Source organism: Mesorhizobium sp. SEMIA396 (assembly GCF_024518615.1).
In the GTDB taxonomy this organism is placed as follows: domain Bacteria; phylum Pseudomonadota; class Alphaproteobacteria; order Rhizobiales; family Rhizobiaceae; genus Mesorhizobium.
On sequence record NZ_JANIFC010000022.1, the window covers coordinates 21,017 to 43,195 of the forward strand.

Annotated in this window: 20 protein-coding genes and 2 pseudogenes; 9 read left to right on the forward strand and 13 right to left on the reverse strand. The window is 59.2% G+C overall.

Features of this window, described 5'->3' with window-relative positions; genetic code table 11:
- Nucleotides 1-219 precede the first annotated feature (219 nt).
- The 9 genes from NP503_RS32345 to NP503_RS32385 all read right to left on the reverse strand — a co-directional run bounded on the left by NP503_RS32345 (nt 220) and on the right by NP503_RS32385 (nt 8,199).
- Nucleotides 220-291 (reverse strand): helix-turn-helix domain-containing protein, encoded by a 72-nt coding sequence (locus NP503_RS32345; protein WP_245467364.1) that lies wholly within the window; start codon nt 289-291, stop codon nt 220-222.
- Between the two features lie 706 nt (nt 292-997).
- A complete protein-coding gene (locus NP503_RS32350) occupies nt 998-1,714 on the reverse strand; it encodes an alpha/beta fold hydrolase (protein ID WP_063169392.1) in 717 nt (238 codons plus the stop codon).
- A 255-nt stretch (nt 1,715-1,969) separates the two neighbouring features.
- Entirely contained in the window at nt 1,970-2,269 is a 300-nt protein-coding gene (locus tag NP503_RS32355; protein WP_024505235.1) for a ferredoxin family protein, read from the reverse strand.
- Nucleotides 2,270-2,281: 12 nt separating this feature from the next.
- The gene (locus tag NP503_RS32360) at nt 2,282-3,586 is read right to left on the reverse strand and encodes an FAD-binding protein (RefSeq protein WP_063169391.1); all 1,305 of its coding nucleotides are present in this window, start codon (nt 3,584-3,586) and stop codon (nt 2,282-2,284) included.
- Between the two features lie 10 nt (nt 3,587-3,596).
- On the reverse strand, nt 3,597-4,706 hold the full coding sequence (locus tag NP503_RS32365) for an electron transfer flavoprotein subunit alpha/FixB family protein (protein ID WP_024505237.1): 1,110 nt from the start codon (nt 4,704-4,706) through the stop codon (nt 3,597-3,599).
- 16 nt (nt 4,707-4,722) lie between these two features.
- Nucleotides 4,723-5,574 carry an electron transfer flavoprotein subunit beta/FixA family protein gene (locus NP503_RS32370; RefSeq protein ID WP_063169390.1) on the reverse strand — a complete coding sequence of 284 codons (852 nt, stop codon included), beginning with the start codon at nt 5,572-5,574 and terminating at the stop codon, nt 4,723-4,725.
- 188 nt (nt 5,575-5,762) lie between these two features.
- Complete coding sequence (nifW, locus tag NP503_RS32375; RefSeq protein WP_063169389.1) at nt 5,763-6,140, reverse strand: nitrogenase stabilizing/protective protein NifW; 378 nt, start codon at nt 6,138-6,140, stop codon at nt 5,763-5,765.
- Nucleotides 6,141-6,319: 179 nt separating this feature from the next.
- Nucleotides 6,320-7,531 (reverse strand): cysteine desulfurase NifS, encoded by a 1,212-nt coding sequence (gene nifS / locus NP503_RS32380; protein ID WP_063169388.1) that lies wholly within the window; start codon nt 7,529-7,531, stop codon nt 6,320-6,322.
- 347 nt (nt 7,532-7,878) lie between these two features.
- Entirely contained in the window at nt 7,879-8,199 is a 321-nt protein-coding gene (locus NP503_RS32385; protein WP_029356570.1) for an iron-sulfur cluster assembly accessory protein, read from the reverse strand.
- Between the two features lie 210 nt (nt 8,200-8,409).
- Here NP503_RS32385 and NP503_RS32390 point away from each other — a divergent pair, with 210 nt between their 5' ends.
- Both NP503_RS32390 and NP503_RS32395 read left to right on the forward strand, forming a co-directional pair.
- A complete protein-coding gene (locus NP503_RS32390) occupies nt 8,410-8,733 on the forward strand; it encodes a hypothetical protein (protein ID WP_126066777.1) in 324 nt (107 codons plus the stop codon).
- A gap of 51 nt (nt 8,734-8,784) precedes the next feature.
- Nucleotides 8,785-9,921, forward strand: coding sequence for a hemin-degrading factor (locus NP503_RS32395; RefSeq protein WP_082826587.1), 1,137 nt, complete (start codon nt 8,785-8,787; stop codon nt 9,919-9,921).
- Nucleotides 9,922-10,077: 156 nt separating this feature from the next.
- Here the strand turns inward: NP503_RS32395 and NP503_RS32400 are convergent, their stop codons facing one another.
- A complete protein-coding gene (locus tag NP503_RS32400; protein WP_063169386.1) occupies nt 10,078-11,310 on the reverse strand; it encodes an MFS transporter in 1,233 nt (410 codons plus the stop codon).
- 1,487 nt (nt 11,311-12,797) lie between these two features.
- On the opposite strand from NP503_RS32400, the gene NP503_RS32405 reads away from it, so the two are divergent.
- The 6 genes and pseudogenes from NP503_RS32405 (at nt 12,798) to NP503_RS32430 (ending at nt 18,408) form a co-directional block, all read left to right on the forward strand.
- Nucleotides 12,798-13,976, forward strand: a complete 1,179-nt coding sequence (locus NP503_RS32405) for a cytochrome P450 (RefSeq protein WP_063169385.1) — start codon at nt 12,798-12,800, stop codon at nt 13,974-13,976.
- 29 nt (nt 13,977-14,005) lie between these two features.
- A pseudogene (locus NP503_RS32410) lies at nt 14,006-14,128 on the forward strand (ferredoxin); the annotation flags it as partial.
- A gap of 138 nt (nt 14,129-14,266) precedes the next feature.
- Entirely contained in the window at nt 14,267-14,854 is a 588-nt protein-coding gene (locus NP503_RS32415; protein ID WP_050580531.1) for a nuclear transport factor 2 family protein, read from the forward strand.
- 148 nt (nt 14,855-15,002) lie between these two features.
- On the forward strand, nt 15,003-16,604 hold the full coding sequence (locus NP503_RS32420) for an SDR family oxidoreductase (protein WP_063169384.1): 1,602 nt from the start codon (nt 15,003-15,005) through the stop codon (nt 16,602-16,604).
- A gap of 138 nt (nt 16,605-16,742) precedes the next feature.
- Nucleotides 16,743-17,795 (forward strand): LLM class flavin-dependent oxidoreductase, encoded by a 1,053-nt coding sequence (locus NP503_RS32425; protein WP_063169383.1) that lies wholly within the window; start codon nt 16,743-16,745, stop codon nt 17,793-17,795.
- Nucleotides 17,782-18,408, forward strand: coding sequence for a nitrogen fixation protein NifQ (locus NP503_RS32430; RefSeq protein WP_063169382.1), 627 nt, complete (start codon nt 17,782-17,784; stop codon nt 18,406-18,408). The genes NP503_RS32425 and NP503_RS32430 overlap by 14 nt, the downstream gene beginning before the upstream one ends.
- Here the strand turns inward: NP503_RS32430 and rpoN are convergent.
- Together rpoN and NP503_RS32440 are read right to left on the reverse strand one after the other, a co-directional pair.
- Nucleotides 18,405-19,838 carry an RNA polymerase factor sigma-54 gene (rpoN, locus tag NP503_RS32435; protein ID WP_063169381.1) on the reverse strand — a complete coding sequence of 478 codons (1,434 nt, stop codon included), beginning with the start codon at nt 19,836-19,838 and terminating at the stop codon, nt 18,405-18,407. The genes NP503_RS32430 and rpoN overlap by 4 nt on opposite strands.
- A 68-nt stretch (nt 19,839-19,906) precedes the next feature.
- Nucleotides 19,907-20,440 carry a peroxiredoxin gene (locus NP503_RS32440; protein WP_063169380.1) on the reverse strand — a complete coding sequence of 178 codons (534 nt, stop codon included), beginning with the start codon at nt 20,438-20,440 and terminating at the stop codon, nt 19,907-19,909.
- A 1,173-nt stretch (nt 20,441-21,613) separates the two neighbouring features.
- Here NP503_RS32440 and NP503_RS32445 point away from each other — a divergent pair.
- On the forward strand, nt 21,614-21,886 hold the full coding sequence (locus NP503_RS32445; protein ID WP_199489650.1) for a hypothetical protein: 273 nt from the start codon (nt 21,614-21,616) through the stop codon (nt 21,884-21,886).
- A 161-nt stretch (nt 21,887-22,047) separates the two neighbouring features.
- Here the strand turns inward: NP503_RS32445 and NP503_RS32450 are convergent.
- Nucleotides 22,048-22,179: pseudogene (locus NP503_RS32450) on the reverse strand (IS481 family transposase); the annotation flags it as partial.

Here is a 22,179-nt window from a genome sequence, read left to right on the forward strand (position 1 = left end):
CTGAAAAAAGCGGCTTCAGTTCACTATTCGGGTCGATATCGCATTGTGTCAGGCCGGCGCGACACAATTTTGTCCTGCTTGCGACAGTGCAAGTCCAAATCCGTTCAGAAGCACGAAGCACTCCTTGTCGCGCACAGGGCGCGCAAGACCACTGGCCTGACGATTGGCTCATCAGGCTCTTAGAAGTTCCTTCACCTCGATACTATGCCGGCGTATCGCCTAGCCGACTTGTCGCAGCTTGAGGCCGAGAATTCGAGCCGCATTAGCCTGAACCCAGCCGGCCTTCTCCATTGTGTCGATCAGCCGTCACGCTTCGTCCGCCGCGGTCCCAGCCCCCGTCCGGCCGTATCGTTAGAATCGCAAGTGGCCATCTCGTGTTCAGGCGGGCGCCGATGCGCCGAACCGGCATCGTGCTGGCCCGTGAGAGCTCGTCGATGACATTGCCACGTTCCGAAAGATTGGTTCCTTCCAGAGGAGAACGCCAAGCACGCAGTTCTCCGGCTCGCGGACGTTGCCGGGGAAATAGCATTGCGAGATCAGCTCAACTGCCGACGGCGCAAAGCCATGGTTCTCCATATTTCAAGGGTAAGCGCTGTGTCCTTCCAGGAGGACCCGCGATCTGTGGGCCTGCCGATTCTGAGGTGGATCGGAGATCGGCTTGTGTCTGAACTTGAACTTACGATTGACCCTGAGCGGCAGCCTCGGCGTTTTCGAGGGTGATCAACGGCGCTGTTGGTCGGCGGCATTGGTCGATGGACGACAAGGCACGGAGTCATCTCCGAGACCCTGGAGCCGACGCGGTGATCTCGGAGGTTGCCCGGCGCTACGGGCTGCGGCCGCGGCGGAACGCTCGCAAGCTTGCGACGTCGGCAGGACAGGCCACTCCCGCCTAGTGGTTTCGGTGGCGCCACCGGAACGACCCGTTGGGCCTACATCCTTGCACCAGAGCTCAAGGCCACGGCCTGAGAATCGGCCGCCGCTCCCCCTACTTGGTTCCTCAGCCGACAGCGCTAAGAAGGAGAGCAACTTCCGTCGGCGCGAGGATCATTGCGTCGTGGCCAGTGGCGAGTTCCTGCCACGCCCAGCCATCCTGCTTCGCGACCCATTCTCGCGCTCCCGCCATCGGCGGGTGGAGTGGATTAGTGCAGACGACATAGGTTCGGGGTCTGCCGTTGCCGAGCGGGTGCTCGAGCTTAAGTCCGCTTTCGTAGGTGCCTGCCGGATGCGGTGTTATCCGGCGCCGCACCCAGTCCGTGAGCGAGTGTCCCTCGGGAGTGCCGAATGCTGTTGGCGGCGGAGTCGGCATGAAGATACCCCGTCCTTCCTCCGCAACCAATTTTCGACGGGCGGCGACGATGTCGGGGGGCATGGTGCTGAATACACTTTGACCGCTCTCGACGATGGCGCCGTCGAGATAAACGAGATGGCTGATATGGTCGGGTATCCGGTCGGCGGCGCCGGTGATGCTGATGCCGCCTAGACTGTGACCGACAAGGATCACATCGCTCAGCTCTTCCGTTACAATGTGGTTGACGATGTCGGTCACGAATGTGTCGGGCGTGATGTCCTTGCACAGCAAACGTGCGCGTTCGCCGACACCTGTCTGGGTAGGCGTGGTCACGTGGCATCCCATCTTGCGAAGATTGGCGGCGACGTCCCGCCAACACCATCCGCCATGCCAGGCACCATGCACTAGCACATACGTCTTTATCATGGATTGTGCCGTTCCATTTGCTCACCGGCCGTTGTGGCTGCCATCCGGCACGATGGCCGGACATTGTCCAAAGGGGCTCGACCACGTTACCGGTGGTAAGTCCGGCACAGGCGCCCCGTGGCCTGAGGATACCCCTACCAAGTCGAGGAAACTTGAATTGCGAAACCCAATATTCACTAGCTCTTTGCAAGTGGATGGAGAGGCTCATGGTGTGCCGCAGTTGCTCGCTGCCGGCATGCTCTTGGCACCGGCTGATCATCCGAACTTGAACAGGACACCAAAGCCGCCGCGCGGATAGTTCCACTCGATGTCGCCGCCTTTCTCGCACAATATCCGGCAGGTGCCGCATTCCATGCAGCCGTCGGCGGTGATCTCGACTTGACCCTTGTCATTCAACTCATAGCATTTCGCCGGACAGACGTAGGTCAACGCAAGCAAGTTCGCGCTTGGCTTGTCGTGCGGTCGCACTATGATATGGGGGCGGCCGGAATCGACCAGATAGCGGTTCTGGTAAAGTTTGTCCTCGACACGAACCTTCGTCACTGCGATCGTCATCTTGTACCCTCTTCAGCGCCATGCCAATGCCAGGCGGACCGCGTCGCTGACCAACCCCCAGCGCGAGCGCGCGTTGATGAAGGCGGCCGTGGTGTTCTTTTCCTTCTCGATCTTCGGCGTGCCGTCGACACGCATGAAGGTCTGAGCGGCATGCGACATCAACCGCGGATAGCTGTCAAAAAAGTTGCTGGAATTGGTGTGGAGTAAGGCTGGCATGTCCTTGTATTTCTTAAGATCCTTGATCACAAAGGAGTCATCCAGCATCGTCTTGTAGAGCGCAAGGTTCGCTTTGGTCATAGGACCGTTGCGGCTTTTGACTTTGATGATCGCCTCAGCCGCGACACGACCCGAGGTCATGGCAAGGTTCGAACCCTCACGGTGAATGGCATTGTTCAGTTGCGCTGCGTCGCCGACGATGACCCAACCGTCGCCGAATAGCTGCGGAATGGCCCTGTAACCACCTTCGGGGATAAGATGGGCGGCATATTCTTTCACCTCCGAGCCAGCGATCAGCGGCCGGATCGAAGGATGGTTTTTCATCGCATCCAGGAGGGCGGACGGGCTCTCCATCGTCGCGGCGAAATCCGAGACCAGGCAGCCGATGCCGAGTGAAATCGACTCCTTATTGGTGTAAAGGAAGCCGAGCCCGGCCATGCTGCGAGAGATCGTGCCCACGGCCTCGATTACGCAGCCTTCATCGCCCTTCACCCCGAACCGCTGGCCAATGACCTCTTCGGGCAAGAAATGCATTTCCTTGACGGCAATCGCCACGGTCTCCGGCTTCGGCATCTCGCGCAGGCCTGCGCGAGTGCCAAGCAATCCCGACACCCCTTCTGCGAGAACGACCACATTCGCGAAGACCACTCCGCCAGCCCGGTCTGTGCGGACGCCGATCACCTTGCCATTGCCATCACGGACGAGTTCCGTCGCGGTCGTCTCACACAGGACCGTCGCGCCAGCCTCGCGCACCTTGCGGGAAAACCATTTGTCGAACTGGGCGCGGATGATCGTGTAGCGGTTGGGTTTCGCCTCATTGAAGTCGTCCGACCGGTAATGAATTCCGGTGTGAGACGTGTCGTCCATCACCCAAAGTCGCTGTTCGACCAGGTGCCGCTCGAGGGGCGCATCATCCCGGAAGTCCGGGATGATCTTCTCCAGCATGTTCGCGTACATTATGGCACCCTGGACGTTCTTAGAGCCCGGATATTCCCCGCGCTCCAACTGCAGTACCTTCAGCCCCTGGCTTGCCAAAGTGTAAGCAGCTGCGTTTCCAGACATGCCGGCTCCGACCACAATGGCATCGAATTGTTCAATCATGTCCTCTCCCTCAACTCGCAAGCTTGTCTCGACTGTGCGGCGACAGCCGCCGGGTGAAGGCTTCCGTCAGTGCGGGCAGGAAGCGGATTGCATCCGTGACGATCCCGAGGTGGGCGAACTCGAAAATCGGCGCGTTCGGATCGGTGTTGATCGCGACGATGAGATCGGCCCCCTCGACCCCAACTCGGTGCTGGATGGCGCCGGAAATTCCGGCCGCGATGTAAAGCTTCGGTCGAATGGTCTTGCCAGTTTGTCCAATCTGTCGATCAGCCGGCATCCAGCCCTTCTGGACCAAGGGGCGCGAACAGCCATGCTCGGCGCCGATCGCTCGGGCAAGATTCTTCACAAGCTGAAGGTTCTCCGCCGCTCCGAGACCGAGGCCTCCCGCAACCACGACATCCGCATAGGCAAGATTTGCCATTGCCGACTGGTTATCCGGTAGGAAGCCGAGGACTTTGGTGACGATATCGTCCTCAACGAGCGACAGCTTGTGCCGCATGACACGCCCGACCGGCTTATCCACCCGTTGCGGCATAGGCATGACCCTTGGTCGCACCGTCGCCATTTGCGGCCGGTAATTTAGTGTATAGATCGTACACAACAATGAGCCACCAAAAGTCGGACGGGTCGCGGCGAGTGAACCGTCGGAATCTACATCAAGTTCGGTGCAGTCGGCCGTGAGCCCCGTCTGCAGGGTCGTCGCTACCGAGCCTGCAAGATCCCTGCCCAGTGTGGTCGCGCCGAGAAGGAGGATTTCGGGTTTATGGGTATTGACCAGATCCGTGAGCGCCTTGGCGAACGGCTCGTTCCGGTAGTCGGCGAGCGGCGGCGCATCGACGATGTAGACAAGATCCGCCCCGTAAGCGAAGGCCTCGGCAACAGCGTCCTCGACCATCTCGCCCGGCGGTCCCAGCACGACGCCCGCGAGCTGGACTTCAAGCTTGTCGGCTAATTTGCGGCCTTCGCCCAGCAGTTCGAATGATACAGGATGCACATTGCCGCGTTCGAGCTCGAGGAAGACCCACACGTGCCGGTAGTCTTTGAAACGGTCGGGAAGTTCTTTCTTTACACCGGCACGGCCGGGGGCAATGCGAGGGGTAGTTTGGCTTGCGGTCGACATTTTCTGCTCCTGGCCGTCACGTGCCGCTGTTGAAGGCCAGCTCATGTTCCAGCGCCGGCCGGCGGGTTAAGATATCGGCGATGAGTTCATCGGCTATGTCCTGCAAGCCCCTTTCCGCGGTGTCGATCTGCGCCGCCCTTTCTGCCCGTGCGGTGGGGGCGAAAACACGCTTGACGACTGTAGGCGAGCCACGCAGACCGCACCGGGTGAGATCGTCAATGCCGGCGTCGGCTGCAGTCCACTTCACGACTTGGCTGCGCGCCGCGCACAGAGCCTGCTGGAGCGAGCCCCGGCGGATTTCGTTGGTGTCTTCCAGCATGGTAATGAGGCAAGGGAGTCTGCTCTTCAGCAACTGGGTGCCGCCTTCGGCGCGACGAGCGACTTCGATCTCTCGCGTATCGAGATCGATGGAGGCAATCTTCGCGACATAGGTAAGTTGCGATAAATCTAGGCGCTTGGCTATGCCCGGTCCGACCTGGGCGGTATCGCCGTCAATCGTCTGCTTGCCGGTGAAGACGATGTCCGGCCTGCCGAAAGTCTCCCCAATTTTTGCGATTGCTTGCGAAAGAGCAAAGGAAGTCGCCAGCGTATCGGATCCGGCAAAATAGCGGTCCGTCAAGAGAACTGCTCGGTCAGCACCGTAACCGAGCGCCTTTCGCAGCGAGTCCTCCGCCATGGGCGGACCCATTGTGAGCACAGTAACCTCGCCACCATGAACGTCGCGCAGTTTGAGCGCTTCTTCGAGGGCGAACAGGTCGTAAGGATTGATGATGGTCGGAACACCCTGACGCATGATCGTGTTCGTCACCGGGTGCACGCGGATCTGTGCCGAATCCGGCACCTGCTTGATGCAGACTACGATATGCATTGGCGGTTTCTCTAAGCTCCCAGTCCGGATTCGTGCTTGGCGGTTCACCTCATTGCCTGCATCGTTCATGCCAAGTCGTCTTCCTGCCTCTATTCCAGAAGGTGGCTTCGTTTGCTTCCGAGGAGGCGTCATGAGGACTGGATTTGTCGACTTCTCGACATTGTCGCGTCGCAGCCGTGTCGGGCTCATTACTTTCCGAACCGCTTCAGTGCAGAGTCGAGCGGGACGAAGGCGCGGCCAGGTGCGGGACATATGTTTGGATCGTGGTCCCTTAGCACCTTGAACACACGTTGCGTGAGCGGCGAGGAAGTCGCGAAATCTTCGTAGGCGCGTTCCAGCTTGGCGCGCACCCGCGCGGCGATTACCTGGTTAGGCAGACCGGAGAAATCTTCTTCGGCAAGGTATTGGCCCACGCGCTTCATGATATGGAGCCGCGAGACATTCATCACTTTCGGGTCGTAGGAGACGTCAAGGCAGGCGAAGAAGTCCTCCGCGGCCGACAGGCCCTTCAGTCGCGCTAGGATATCGGTGCGATCGATCGGGCGGCTATCAGCGGAGCAGTTCATTGTATTCTCCCGGCGCGAAATTGTGGTGTCGATGCATTGGTGACATTGCTGACGGCGTGCCGACCTCTGGCACGGCGGCTGGGCAAGAGACTTGGCGATCTCAAGCTTTTCTGAAGTGGTGAAGGCGACCCCGAGTTTAACTGCTCTCCTTGCGCAGGGTCGTCACGTTGAGGAAGACCTCACGGCTCGTCGGCTATTGTGCCGCTCGGACCCGGGCCGGAATGAAGCTGTTCTGCACCTCGCCCGCACAGTCCAGCACTGGGAACGGCCCGTAGCTTCTCGGTGATCGCAGGCAGGACCTCAAGCACGCGGTCTACGTCATCTTCGCCGTTGTCACGCGACAAGGAGAAGCGGACTGCCCCACATGCCGCGTTCATAGCGATCAGAACATGGCTCGGTTCCAGTGAGCCAGAGGCACAGGCGGACCCGGCGGAACAGGCGATTCCCAGCCGGCTCAGGACAATTGGAATTGCATCGCCTTCGATACCTTCGAATCCAATGTTTGCAGTGTTTGGCAATCGCTCTTGCGGATCGCCGTTGATGGATGTGTTTGGGATGCGCTGGATGATCCCGTTCTCAAGGCGGTCGCGCAACCATTTTATTCGTTTTGTCTCGTCCATGAATTTCAAGGCGAGTTCGGCCGCCATGCCCAGTCCGACTATGCCGGGTGTGTTTTCAGTGCCTGCACGCCGGTCGCGCTCTTGGTGCCCACCCTTGATCATGGAGGAGAAGCGCACGCCACGTCTTACATAAAGCGCGCCTATCCCCTTTGGACCATGCAGCTTGTGGGCGGAGAGCGACAGCATGTCGATCGCGGTCGATTTCAGCTCAATCGGAAGCCTTCCGACCGCCTGCACTGCATCAGTGTGGAAAAGCGCGCCGACTTCCCTGGCTAGATCGGCAAGCTTAACCACGGGAAAGATCGTACCGGTCTCATTGTTCGCCCACATTATCGAGACGATTGCCACTTGTGGGGTGAGGGCGGTTCTGTAGGCGTCCAGGTCGAGCCGGCCGTAGTGATCGACTGGGATAATGTGCACCTTGACGCCGCGCGTCTTCTCAAGGTGCGCGCACAACTTCAGAACGGCCGGATGTTCAACCGCGGAAGTCACTATTTCCGTTCGGTCGGGCATCACCTCCAGCGCCGAAAGGATGGCTGTACTGTCGCTTTCAGTCCCGCCCGAGGTGAAGATGATCTCGTCCTCGAATCCCGCGCCGATGAGGGCTTGCAACTGTTGCCTCGCCTTTCTCACGGCTTCAGCAACCGATGCGCCATAGGCGTGCATGGACGAATGATTGCCAAATTGCTCCGTAAAGAAAGGCAACATCGCTCCAACGACTGCAGGATCAACCCGCGTCGTTGCGTTGTTGTCGAGATAGACAGGGTTCATGGGAGTGATCCTTCAACTGCTGAAATGATTCAAGGGTAGTCGGGCCATTGAACCTCTGGCGCATATCGTATCTGGTAAGGTGGGCGGCCGGGGGAGCGATGGCTTGGCTGACCGGTCGCTGTCGACATTGCCCTTTGGTGGCGGCATCCGCCGGGAATTCAGCTGTTTCGGGCAATTTTGTTTGCTTGCCCACGGCAACGATCGATGATCGCGATTTGGTGCATCACCGAACGCAATTGTTCCGGGCCGACAGTGCGTGTCGGCCGGTTCCAGAGCGCCGGCGGTTACCGGTTCGACGCAGTATTCCTTGGCGTCGCTATAGTCGAACATAGCCTGTTCCCTCGCAATCATTTGCAGGACTTGCCGCAGCCGCACGTCTCACGCGCATTGGGGTTATCGAAAACAAAGCCGGATGTTTCGAGCCCAGTGACGAAGTCCACGGTCATGCCGGCGGCATGGGGTTGGGAGCCTCTATCCATGAACACCTTGAGCCCATCTCGCTCGATGATCGCATCGCCCTCACGTGAGACGCTCTCCAGGCCCATTGAGTATTGGAAGCCGGCGCAGCCGCCGGCATGGACCATGATGCGAAATCCTTCCGCCGGCTCGCTGGCGCGGTAAAGAGCGGCCTTGATGGCGGCAACAGCGTTGTCGGTGAGCGTAATCATGGCTCGATTTCTCCTCGGTCCGGCGTTTTCGTGGATCATCTCGCATGGACCGTGCCAAAGGGAAGACGTGTCAAAAACCGTAGGACATCCCGACGTCTCTTATGCTCGATTGCTGGGGAGACGTCCGACAACCGACACTTACTGTCGGGTTTGTCGCGTCCGCGTCACAGGAAGGGCGCCTGAGTTCGCGATGCACTCACGCGTAAAGCAATGAACAGAGCCAAAGATGTTCAGAGCTTGCCGCGGAGCAACTGGCACGATTTTTGTGAAGCCTTCGTTGCGGCGGCAAAATTGCCGGCCGATTCACCTTTGGGTTGCCCTCGCAATCGAAGAACGAAGGAAAGCAATATGATCCATCAGACCCGCCTTGGTGGGAAAGCAGCACCGCCGGTGGTACCCGAATGCTCGATCGGCCGATTGGCGCCGACCACCCAACAATCGCTCGCTACCGGCGATTGGCCGCTGACCGCCCGGAGACAGGATTCGACTGGCATGTGCCTGACGATCGATCGCGTCCGCCGTGCACATCCCTGAGGCCCGTTTTTCGATCGATCGTCAAAAGAAGAACGGGGCAGGGGTAAAAACATGGATCAGCGCAAGAAGCGGTCGCCCAACGAAATCCGGCGTGCGTGGGAAGTCTGTCCGAACATTCCCGCGCGTGATTTCGCCGCCCAATTGGCCATTTCGGAAGCGGAACTGGTCGCGGCCCATTGCGGTTTCGGCGCGGCACGCATCGACCCGCGCGTCAATCACCTTCTGACGGGCCTCGAATTCGTGGGCGAAGTGACGGCGCTGACCCGCAATCAAGGTGCCGTGCACGAAAAGATTGGCGTCTTCAACAGAGTGATAACCGGCAACAATCACGCCATGGTCCTTGGTGACGAATTCGACCTTCGCGTCTTCCCGCAGGCTTGGAGGTATGGTTTCGCTGTTGAAAGGCGCCATCGCGGCGGAATCCAGCGCAGTTTGCAATTCTTCGACGCCGCCGGCGCAGCAGTGCATAAGGTGCATCTCAGGCCGGTCTCCAACCTTCATGCCTATCGAAAGCTGGTGGCCGAGCTCGTATCCGCCAACCAGGAGCCGACCATGTCGCTTAAGGCGAGAGTAGCCGACCTGGGCGCGAGGACTGCGGACTGGGCCGGCACGGTGGACGACCTACGCGAGTACTGGAGCCGGCTGACTGACGTCAACCTTCTAAAGACGCTCAAGCTCAGCCGCTGCCAGGCTTTGCGCATGGTCGGCCAGGATTACGCTTGGCTGCTCGACAATGCCGCAGTTGGCGCCGTGCTCCAGCGTGCGGCCGAAGACGAATTGCCGATCATGTGCTTCGTCGGCAACCGAGGTTCTATCCAGACCCATTCCGGCTTAATCAAGTCGGTCAAGCAGATCGGGCCGTGCATCCATGTGCTGGACGAAACGTTCCGGCTGCATCTCAGGACCCACCAAATCCGTGAGGTTTGGGCCGTGCGCAAGCCGACCAATGACAGTCACGTCACCTCGCTCGAAGCATATGGGTCCGACGGCAAGATCATCATCCAGTTGTTCGGTGCGCGCAAGGAAGGCGAACGCGAGCGCGACGACTGGCGGGTTCTGGCGGAAAACCTGCCTCGTTTCCCCGACAGCTACATGAGAAAAGACCGATCGTCGTCGGTGGGACGCCGGCGCCCATCTGCCTCCGCAGCCAGTAGCCGGGCATTGAAGCCGAGACCGGGGACACGATGACGCAATAAGCGCGCTGTATTATCGCAACGCGATGAGCAGGAAGCAATTTGGCGCTGCCCCATCGACCGCATGGTTACGACGAAGCCGCGGCCTTTGGGCCGAGCTCAGAGGTGACAATAGCGTGAACGCCGCCGACCGTCACTCCCCACCAGGCGGTCAGGTTTTGCGGTTCGGGCCGAGCAAAAATACTGTCAAGACAGCGAGGAACGTGGCAACCGCGCTGTAGACAAAGACACTGGCAATACCCGTGTGATCCACCAATAGGCCACCGCAAGTTGTGCCGGCTGCGATGGCCACTTGGAAGGTTATGACCATCAGTACACCAGCGCTCTCGGCCTGTTTCGGAGCGGCGCGTAGCACCATCCATGTCTGCAATCCGACCGGGACCGCGCCAAAAGCAAAGCCCCATACGGCAACTGCAATTGCCGAGGTCAAGGCCGATGCTCTCATGGTCAGGAGCGAGACAGCGGCTACGGCAATGAGCAGGGGCGGCAGGGCCGCGACCGCCTTGAGACTGTGTTTGGTGAGGAATGCGCCGGCTAAATTGCCGAAGACGCCGGCCGTGCCAAAAGCAAGGAACACGAGCGGGATTGACTTCTTGTCGAGCGCAGGAACGCTCTCGAGAAAGGCGCGGATGTAGGCGAAGCTGGCAAAATGGCCGGAAGCGACCAATAGCACGACTAGCACCGCAACCTTCATCGCCGGATTCTTCGCGACATCCAGCGGACTGCGGAATCTGCGCACTTCGATCGGAGGCAGTGGCGGAATGGTTACGAGTTGCACGAGCAGCGCAACGGCACTCACGATTGCGGCGACCTTGAACGAGGCTCGCCATCCCCAAATGTCACCGACATAAGCGCCGATTGGAGCCGCGCAGACGGAGGCGACAGAAACGCCGGTGAGGATGACCGACATGGCGCGCGGCATGAGGTGACTTGGAACCAGCCGCATCGCCAACGCTGCCGAAATTGACCAAAAACCACCAAGCGATATGCCAAGGACGACGCGTGCCGCCAGCAAAACCGGCAGCGACCCCGCAACCTCCGCCAGAACGTTCGACAGGATCAGCAGGAGCGTCATCGCCCAGATGACGACCCTGCGGTCCAGACGCTTTGTCACGATGGCGATTATCGGTGCCGAGATCGCCGCGACGATTGCGGCCGCTGTTAGCGCCTGTCCAGCCGTGCCCGTGGTGATACGGAGATCATGCGCGAGCGGTGTCAGAACGCTGGCGGGCAGAAACTCTGCCGTCACAAGCCCGAAGGTGCCGAAGGAAAGCGAAATGATGGCACCCCATGCAGGGCCAGAACGTTGATAGGGACTTTCTGGGTCAAGCCGATCTCGGTCGAACAAAGCCGCGTCCACTAAATCTGTCGCCGATTCGGTCATGAATGAGTTCTCCGGCTAGGAGCTGTTGCAGCAGGGGTGGCTACATCGCCGGGGATCAAAGCCGCGAGACCTTCCGGCGGCGGCCAGTCGGCATCAGTCGAGGCCTCGGAGCCCGACGCATCCGAGGCCTCATCGGAGGGCCGACGGACCCAACCGTCGACAATGCGGGAGAGTTCTCGGCGCGGTCGCATCGATCGCATTCGTCGAAGTGCGGTCTGTTCACTGCGAACCAAGCAAGCCGAACGCGGTGTCCTCGATCGAGGCCTTGATGGGGGGATGATCGACGATCTCTATATTGCTTTGAAGCAGGAAGTTCCGTCGCCATATGTGGTTATCCTGGCAGCCAGAATTGAGCGGTTGTCGCAAGCACCAAGGCGGTCGCAATGAGTGCAACGAGGCGGAAGTCTGATCGATGGCTGCGGTTCGATGGCCGCGCGATCGACAAAATTGAGGTGATGAGTTATCCCTTTTGAAGCCGTTGCTCCCAATTCTGGGATAAGGTAATTGCAGGCGGTCCCAGCAACGTCGGGCGGCCTTTTTGGTGATCGAATTCATGGGACGACACTCTCGGTCCGTGACGCATCTGCGAATGACTCCGCAAGTTCCGTGCCATCAACGACAAATCTGGCTCTGCTGAGCGGGTGGTGGAGGCACGAGCGTGGGCTATCCCAAGAGCTTGCCGCAAGGTTGTTCGAAGTTGAGGTGCCGGATAGACCGCAAATATGTCGGGCGGCCTGGGGTTGGCCAACACGAAGATGCGCAAGTTCAAAAGGACGAGCTGAACCCTTGCCGATATCCATCCGAGGCTGATCTGGAGAAGGTCAAGAACTGCGTCTTGAAGGCTTCCGCCGCACCGGCAAATGCTAAGCCAAGGTGCTGGGCAAGATGGACAGGGCCATCCAACCCGTCGACTGGACGCTCATTAATGGCGTCGGTGTGGCTCTGTAGCTGGCGAGAAAAACGCCCTGCTGAAAGACAAAAGCTCGTGTGGCCGGCTCTGAAGGACGGCCAATGAGGCATGCGAGGAGAGGCTATAGTCCATTCGTGTAGACTGATCTTGTCCTACGGAGGCGGCTAACCACCCCGCCAGACATCATCGAGGGGAGCGCCACTAGGCTCACCCCAAGTGTTGGTCGTTTCCACCTGGTGACCTCGGCCAAGTCACCAAGCCGCTTAGCGCAAGCTTTCGAACTGGATGCTCCCCGGGCACATGATCGGCTAGCGATCCCACCAGTTGAGTTGCTCCAAGTCGCTGTCTAGCATTCTACATTCTGTGTCCGACGCTGGACAAGAATGTTGCAATCCCGACCAGCAAGTCAGCGCAGGCGCCACCTGTTGCCCAGCAAACGGCAAGGATTATCGAAAGACGAATTCGGCACGGAGCTTGCACCGACGATTGCATGCAAATGCCGACAGCATCTCATGAACGGTCTCTCGATTCTGGCGCGGTTAAATCGCGGCCGGTTCCAGATCATGTCCCGCCCGAAATGGTGAGGGACTTCAACCTGTTTACGTCGCCCGGCATGTTGCCGACGGCTAACGGGGATCCGCATGCAGCGGTTGCTTGCGTTCATGCCGGGCCTCCGATCTTTTATTCAACCAGCAACACGCGCGACGGTCGGGGTACCTGGGTCATCACTCGCGCGAGCGACCAGCGCCGGGTGCTGCAGGACACCGAAACGTTTTCCAGCCATCGCAGCATCTTCGCCTCTGTGCTCGGCGAGAGCTGGCCGATGATCCCGCTTGAGCTCGATCCGCCATTCCACGGTGTTTTTCGCTCACTGCTCAATCCGCTGCTTTCGCCAAAGCGGGTAATGGCATTGGAGCCGGCTGTCCGGGAACGAGCGATCAAGCTGATCGACAGGATCGCCGCATCAGGCACGAGCTGCGACATCATGAAGGATTTTGCAGTTCCGTTCGCGGTCAATATCTTCCTTCGCTTTATTGGGCTTTCGGACAACGGACTAGAAACATTTGTCGGCTGGGCTAGAGATCTGCTCCACGGCGATAAGGAGCAACGACCACCCGCAGCCCGGACGATCGTGGCCTTCATCGACGAACTTGCCACCGAGCGCCGCAAGGAGCCGGTCGATGATTTCATGACCTTCATCGTGAAGGCAAAGGTCGAGGGTCGTCTGCTCAGTGACGAAGAAGTCCGTGGCATCGGCGTGCTTGTGTTCGTCGCGGGACTCGACACGGTCTCAGCAGCCATATGCTTCGACTTGGCCCATCTCGCGCGCAACCCCAAAGATCAGGAATTGCTACGAAGCGAACCTGACCGGATTGCCGTCGCTGCGGAAGAATTGCTGCGCGCCTATTCGACCATTCAGATGATCCGAGTGGCAACGAAGGATGTCGACTTCAAAGGCGCGCCGATCCGCAAGGGAGATTATGTTTCCTGTGCCACGATGATTGCCAATCGTGACCCGGCGGAATTCGAATGCCCGAATGAGATCGATCTGGCGCGCGAGGACAACCGGCACGCTGCCTTTGGCTATGGTCCCCATCGTTGTCTTGGCTCACACCTTGCCCGGCGGGAGATTGTCATTGGCCTGGAGGAGTGGCTGGCGCGCATCCCAGCCTTTCGGATCAAGACAGGGACTGAACCTATCACCTTCGGCGGCCATGTGTTCGGGATCGAGAATCTGATCCTGGAATGGTCCTGAAGTTTCAGCCAACGACATTGGAGTTCGCTATGCGTGTCGTCGTACATAAAGCCAGATGCCAGGGTCATGCGCGCTGCTGGGCGCGGGCGCCGAGAGTCTTCAAGCTTGATGACGCCGGCTACATCTTGCCCGGTGATATTGATGTTGCCGATGGGGAGCAACTGCTTGCCTCAAAAGGGGTACGAGCCTGCCCCGAACAAGCTCTGGAAGTTGACGAGCCCCCCGCTAACTCAGTTGTAGAGAGAGACACACGCAAAGTGCAGACTGGCATCGGGAAGGACAAAACAATCATACAATTCGCGACAGACCCTGTCGACCACGCGAAAATTACCGAACTGCGTGACCGAGAGGCGATCCGCAACTGCCTGTATCGGTACTGCCGCGGGATAGACCGCGCCGATGAGGCGGCGCTGCGTAGCGCATACTGGCCCGAAGCGTATGACAGGCACGGTCCCTATTGCGGACCGGCAGAGGACTTCATCCAATTTGCTCTCGGTCTGCCGGGGCACCGTAACATCCATCAAATCACGAACAGCCTGATCGACTTCATCAGTTCAGCAGAGGCCGCGGTCGAGAGCTATTTCACCGCGCTGCAACGCGGACCGGATACAGACCAAGAAATACGTCAGACGCTGCTTTGCGGCCGTTACTGCGATCTGTTTCAGAAGAGGCAGGACGAGTGGCGAATTGCGGAACGGACAGTCGTCTACGATTGGGTTGAGGAGCAAATCCCGCCAGCGATTCTTGAGGCAGATAGGTTCGGCCGGCGACAGCCGATTGGAGCACCACATCCAGACGATCCCATCTACCAGTTGCTCAAGGGTCACATCCCCACCGACCAAGATGGCGTCGAGGGTCCCCAACTGGGAGCTGCATAAGTGGGTAGGAATGGAGGATGAGCGCCCTACGGGAACGACATCTGTGTGGGGCCGCGACTGGCGGTCACTGCAACGATTTGGCTCGGCCCTTCATTCCGCCCAAGGTTGATGGGCTGAGATCACAAGCGGTCATCGTGGAGAAGCTCTCGTGAAACTGGCAGCACGCACCGTAATCATCACAGGCGCTGCGGGCGGGATCGGCCGTGCCCTGGTCGATATCCTTGCCGCGGACGGAGACACTGTAGTTGCGGTGGACCTTCCGGGCAGTGGTGTGGTTGAACTGGCTCGGGATCTCGGGTCGCCGCACGTCGGTCTGGAGTGCGATGTGTCGCGAGAGAAGGACATGCTCTCACTTTTCGGCCAGGTCGAAGCACGGTTCGCGCAAATCGATGTCCTCATCAACAATGCGGCGGTTGGACCCACGATGGATAGGATCATCGACACCGCTGTCGATACCTTCCGACGCGGCGTGACAGTGAACCTTATTGGGCCATTCGTTATGGCCCGGGAAGCGGCGCGGCGCATGAAGCCGGGCGGTGCGATCGTCAATGTGGCTTCGATGGCGGGCGTGGTCGGCAATCCCAGGCGCAACGCCTACGCAGCCTCGAAAGCTGGCGTGATCTCGTTGACAAAGTCCCTTGCATGCGAGTGGGCTATGCGAGGAATCCGCGTCACGGCGGTGGCGCCGGGCTCCGTCCGCACCCCAATGGTCACAGAACTGGCACGCGCTGGCAAAATGGACCTCGCGGCGATACGCCGCCGCGTGCCGATGGGGCGCTTGGCTCGCCCCGACGAGATCGCCAGGGTCGTGCGTTTTCTGAGCAGCACGCAGGCGCGCTACATCACCGGCTCGGTGCTGGCAGTCGACGGAGGCTGGATGTCATTCAACCAGCCGGGGGATGCTCACCCGCCGGTGGATGGTGCGCTCCAAGCCGAGCTCTCCTGTCCGGCCGAATGCACAGATGCGCGAATCGTGCTCGTCACCGGTGGCGCAAAAAGCATTGGCGCGGCCGTCGCTCGCCGCTTTGCCGCGAACGGCGACACCGTCGTGATTGCTGATAAAGATGGCACTGCAGCGGCAGAGCTGGCTACATCGCTCCCCGGCAAGCATCTGGCGAAATCGCTGGACGTGGCCGTCGAGAGCGATGTGGTGTCGATGTTCGAAGAACTGAGGGGACGCTTCGGGTATATCGATGTTCTGGTCAATAGTGCTGATACCGCCGACAGGATTGTGCCTGCGATCGAGCAACTGTCGAAACAGCTCGAACACGTCCTGGATGTCAACCTTACCGGCGCCTTCACCTGCGCGCGCGAAGCGATCAAGGCTATGCGCCCGGGCGGCGTGATCCTCAATCTCGGGTCGATCGACAGCTTTCTGCCGTTCGCGCCGCGCCATGCCTACGGCGCCTCCAAGGCGGGGATGGATATGCTGACCCGTTGCATGGCGGCCGAACTCGGGCCGGTCGGAATTCGGACAGCCACCGTCGCTCCTGGCCACATCCGCACGCCCGCACTTGCTCAGTTGGCCAAAGCCGGCCGCATCGACCTGACAGCAATCGGACGACGCATCCCCATGGGCAGGATGGGACGGCCAGAAGACGTCGCAGATGCATCGTTCTTCCTTGCTTCGTCTGACGCCTCATACATCAACGGCTCGATCCTCTACGTGGACGGCGGCTGGACCTCGTTCGGTGATGCGGGAAACGCCAGCGAGCTCTATGACGAATGTTTTGCGGAGGCCGCAGGTTAATTGCCAGGCCTTCGCAGGGCGACCGGCCGAGCATTATGAAGCCTCGGCTCCACGACGCACCTGAGGTGCTTGAGATCCAAGCATGCGCATGCCGAGCACATTCCCGGTCGGCTGACGTGTCTATAACGAGGAGAAATCATGGAATTTGCCACTTTCATTCTGGCCGCCCAGCGTGGCTATCACCAATCCTCAGAAAGCGTCATCCGCAACTCCATCGAACAGGCCGTCGCTTCGGAGCAGGCTGGGTTCAACACCGCGTGGTTTGCTGAGCACCACTTCAACAATTACAGCCTCATACCATCCCCGCTGATGATGGTGGCGCACTGCGGCGGCTTGACAAGCACGATTCGCCTGGGCACTGCCGTCTGCGTGCTGCCGCTTTACCAACCGCAGCGCCTGCTGTCCGAGATCGGCTTCGCCGACATCGTTGCGAACGGCCGTCTCGAGCTCGGCGTAGGCTTGGGATACCAGCAGTTCGAGTTCGAACGGTTCGGCGTGGACATCGATGAGGCGCCGGCCGTCTTTTCGGAATACCTGGACATCATTCTCAAGGGCCTCAACCAAAACGTCTTCGAACACGACGGCCAGTATGAGAAGATCCCCCCAACAGCGATTTCGGTCCGCACAGTCCAGCAGCCGACGCCGCCTATCTGGATCGCTGGCGGAGCCGCACGGATGGCTCGGGCCTACCGCGAGGGGCACAATTTTTTTGTCACAGCCTTCCACGACGGCTTAGAGACTTTGACCACACTGCGTGAATCAGTCGAGAGGGCGGCGGCATCCGAGGAAAAGAACGTCACCGACGTCAAGATATCGCTGCTGCGCTGCTGCTATGCCAGCCACGACGAGTTGGAGATCAACAGCTATCTCGACAATGCCCGCTTCCAGCGCCGGCTTTCTGAAGCCCTGCATCAGCGTCGCCAACAGAGCCACGATGGCTACCTGCTGCAGGAGACACCGACCCAGCAGGATCTGTCCTTCGAGACCATGCGCAAAAATTTGCCGATTGGCAGCGTAAATCGCGTGATTGATCGCCTGCTGGAAGAGATCGATATCTTGAAACCGGACCAGATCGCAGTTCAGACTCAATTGGGCGACTTCGACCAAAAGACGATGCTGCGCCAGATCGAGCTCTGGGGCGACAAGATCATCCCTGCGGTCAACAAGGCGCTTTGTCATGCCGGAAGCTGAAGCCGGCCGTTACGATGATGGCTGCCTATCCAGCGCGCAATGGCGTGGGTCCGAGCTAGGGAGGAGCTTCGATCAGCATGTGCTGCCCTGCGTACATTCACGTTCGCTTGAGGAGGTCCAGGCGGGCGAGGTGTTGGCGACGGAGGGGACAGGCCTTTCGTCTGTCGAATTGCGTGATGTCTTGGCCGCAACTTTCCCGTCTACCTCCAGCAGCGTATTCGCTTTGGAGGAGTTGAGCGAGCCCGAGCCGGAACTGGAAGAGGAACTGCTACGCCGGCTGCTGCTAGCGCATGCTGCGCCGGCCGACCCGGCGAGCGCCCGCTTGGCCAAGATCATCGCCCGGCGTGCGATGCGCATGGACCATCTTTGGCGGGATCTTGGCCTCTCAAATCGCGCTGAGCTCAGCCGCCTGCTTGCCAGACATTTTCCCGCGCTGGCGGCAGGCAACACAGAAAACATGAAATGGAAAAAGTACTTTTACCGCAAGCTGTGTGAGGCCGAAGGCTTTTCGTCATGCACAGCACCCAGTTGCGGGGAATGCCATGACTTCGAAAGCTGCTTCGGCCCGGAGGAAGTTGAGAGTCGCCTCTCGCCGACCACGAATGTCGGTTAGTCACTTCGCTTGATCGCAGCTGCGGACAAACGCTTATCGCGGCGCCGTCGTATGGAGGAAGGGATGTTCATCGCCTCGCGATATTTGGTGACGGTACGGCGAGCGACATCGATGCCGGTCTCCTTGAGTTGAGCAACGATGTCTTCGTCGGAATGTACCTTGTCGAGCGATTCTTCGGCTATGATTGCCTTGATCCGATGGCAGACAGCTTTGGCGGAGTGCGCATCGCCGCCCTCGCAGGATGCGATTGGCGCAGCGAAAAAATACTTCAGCTCGAACACCCCGCGCGGAGTCAACATGTACCTGTTCGAAGTCACCCGGCTTACCGTCGACTCGTGCATGCCGATCTCGTCAGCGACATTTTTGAGACAGAGAGGCCGCAGATGGGCGGCGCCGTGTGTAAAAAAGGCATCCTGCTGGCGCACGATTTCGGTCGCAACCTTAAGGATCGTCTTAGCGCGCTGCTTGAGACTGCTGATCAGCCAGTTCCCTTTTTCCTGGCAATTGTCGAGAAACGCTTTGCCTTCCGGATTTTGCTTGGTCAGCTGCGAGATTTCGGCGACATAGGTGTGGTTGATCAACACTTTGGGCAGCGTGGCCGGATCAAGCTCCACCCGCCATCCACCTTCGGACTTGGGCATTACCCAGACGTCCGGTACGATGGTTTCCGGCGTCCCGGACTGGAACCGGTCTCCAGGCTTGGGATCGAGCGCGCGGATTTCGTTCCTCATGTCGAGGAGATCCTCCTCGTCGACTCCGCAACGCTGCTTCAATCCCTGAAAATCCCCCCGTGCAAGCATCTCGAGATTGGCGACCAAAGCTGCCATAGCCGGGTCGAACCGGTCTTGCTGGCGCAGCTGAATCTCCAGGCATTCGCTGAGAGTTCGCGCAAAAATGCCCGGCGGATCAAATTGCTGCAAGATTCCGATGACCCGTTCCACATCAGCTTGCCGAACGTTTAACGTCCTGGCCAGATCGAAAAGGTTTACCTGAAGATAGCCAGTGTCCTCCAGATGAGCGGCGAGCTGTCCGGCAATCAGCCGCTCCTGGGGGGTGAACGGGTTGAGGGCGACCTGGCGGGCGACATGGTCGTGCAATGTTTCGGTGTGGGCGGTAAACTCCTCGACGGCAGGTCGATCGTTGCCGCTACTGCGTTGCGACTTCCATTGCCCGCGCCCGCCAGACGGCCCGCCAATGGGCGATTCGCCGATTTCGCTTCTGCTTTGACTGCTCCGCTGATCCACCCCTGGCAGCGGCGAATCGTCGTCAAACGGGTCAGGCTTCAAAACGGGGTTCTTCTCGAGTGCCTGCTGCACGAGCTGATGGAGTTCAGTATGCGTCAATCGCAGCAAGCGAATAGCTTCAATGGCTTGAGGCGATAAGACCATACGTTGCTTCTGGCGTTGAAGCAGGCTTGCTGAGAGATGCATGTTGAACCGTGATCTGCCGAGGAGGCTCTAGTGTGTGCTTGGGTTGTGTGAGACTTTCCACTTCTGGGTCATGCCGCCGCCTTCAATTTGTCGAGAACGTTTTGCGGGGATGAAACGCCATAGGGGTCCGTCTCGCAGTTGTCACAGAAGCCTTCCTCCTCGAACCACTGCTCCACCACGCCATCGTCGATCAGAGCGGCGTATCGCCAGGAGCGCATGCCAAAGCCCAGATTGTCCTTCGCGACCAGCATGCCCATTTTGCGCGTGAACTCGCCCGACCCGTCTGGGATCAGCTCGATCTTCTGCAGCCCCAAGGACTTTCCCCACGCATTCATGACGAAAGCATCGTTGACCGAGACGCAGTAGATCGCGTCAATTCGCAGTTCCAGAAATTGATCATAGAGTTTTTCGAAATCGGGCAGTTGGAAGGTCGAGCAGGTCGGGGTGAAGGCGCCAGGCAGCGAGAACAGGATGATGCGCTTGCCCCCGAAATAATCGTCGGAGGTCTTGTTCTCCCACTGATAAGGATTTGGCCCCCCGATCGACTCATCGCGAACACGCGTGCGAAAGGTCACGAGAGGAACGTTCTTTCTATAGGTCATTGATTTGCTTCCAGGCCAAAGTGGTACGGTGCATTTTTCGGTTAAACTGAAGCGGCATCGACTTCGGTCGACAGTTCCGGCAGCCTCGCGCCTTGGCGTGGTTGCCTCGGACCGGTCTTGTGCAAGACCGCCCCCGAGCAGGCACGTTTAACGGCGACGAGCTTCCGCGGAGACGGGGAATTTTGCTCGCGTGCTTTATCGAGCTTTGAGAGGTAGGCATGGTCTGCAACCGTGATTTTGACTGCGTTCTATCGACCGAGTCGCAAGCGCCATGCCAATTGACCCGATGCCTTGGGTTCACTTCGGTTTTTGCAGCAACTTTCGTGTTGTGCAGTAATGCCGGTCGATATTATTGCTCAAGCAGCACTGGAAATTGGGTGCGACTCCGTTCGGCAAACCCGGCCTTTGTCCGAAGCCGGACACGAATGTCGGAAATAGCCAAACGCCAGGATCTGGGGCGGGTTAAGAAACGTTGCCGTGGGCACCGGCTTCAGCACAATTGCGCCACGCGAGCATGGCTCCCAGCGTCAATGCCGTGCAGCAGCGAGACGAAGTCACTGCAGAATATCAACCTCTGCGAAGTCGTTGAAACCCAGCATGTGCGAGCCGTTCGAGGCGCAGATCAAGGCATGCTCGAGGAAGAGCTCGTGCTCTCGGCAGCAAGTGTTGCGACGTCTGACAAGGATCGTCGCGCTTCAAGGAAAAGAACCTGAATGGTGCACGGCTTGTGAAGGCCGGCGCATGGAAATGGCTGGGCTGATCATCCTCCATGAGGGTTGAATGAAGAGCTGGCCCCTATCTCCCTCAGCTGCAACGGGGGGAGATAGGGCATGTCCGTCTATCGCGCTGGGTAACATTCCTCGGTGATGCAATAAGGGGGAGCAATTTCTCATTTCGGCAGACACGACCCAGCTCTCCTTTCATGCGCTGATTCCCCCAGGGGAAATCGCGACTCCAGGCTTCCTATGCAGCGAATCGCGGTGCTGTCCGATGTCCGACAATGTCGGATGCGGATCGTAGCTGGGCTAGATCCGTCACTTTGCCTCGATGGTTTCCCACTGGCCTTATATCTGCTTCGCCCAAATGCGGCGACATAACCTGTGCGGCATCTGTGAATGGATCGACTTCAATCGAGACCTCGGAGGTCCCGATGCGCGAAGGGAGCTTGCCGATATGACGGCCACCATAGCGAACCACGGTCCGGACGACGAGGGGACTTGGATCGGCGGGCCTGCGGCGCTGGGACACCACCGCCTGGCAATCATCGATATCCAGGGCGGCCGCCAGCCGAGGATGCTCCAGGGGGATGGCCGACCTGACTTGGTGCTCGTCTACACGGGTGAGACTTACAACTACCGCGAGCTGCGTCAACAGCTGGCCGGCCTAGTCCATCGCATGAACACGAGCAGTGACACCGAGGTGGTGCTGCACCGCCCCCGCGAGTAGGGCTCTTCGGCGGGTACACTTTTTTCACGAAATCCGTGAATGTTTCTCGCGACATCATCCCGCAATCGGTGGTGCAGCGGGTGAAGAGCCCGTATCCGGCTATCCAGAATGCCGCCTACGACAAAATACTACGTACGCGGTTCACTGTGATGCTGGACGACCTAGTTGTGGAGCTTCAACAGGTTGTCCTCGATCAGGGCGAGGCGACTGATAGGCGTTTTTGACTTTAGGCTGCCATGTGGACGATGCCAATTGTATCTGTGCAGCCAGACAGGCAGTTCGGCGGCACGATG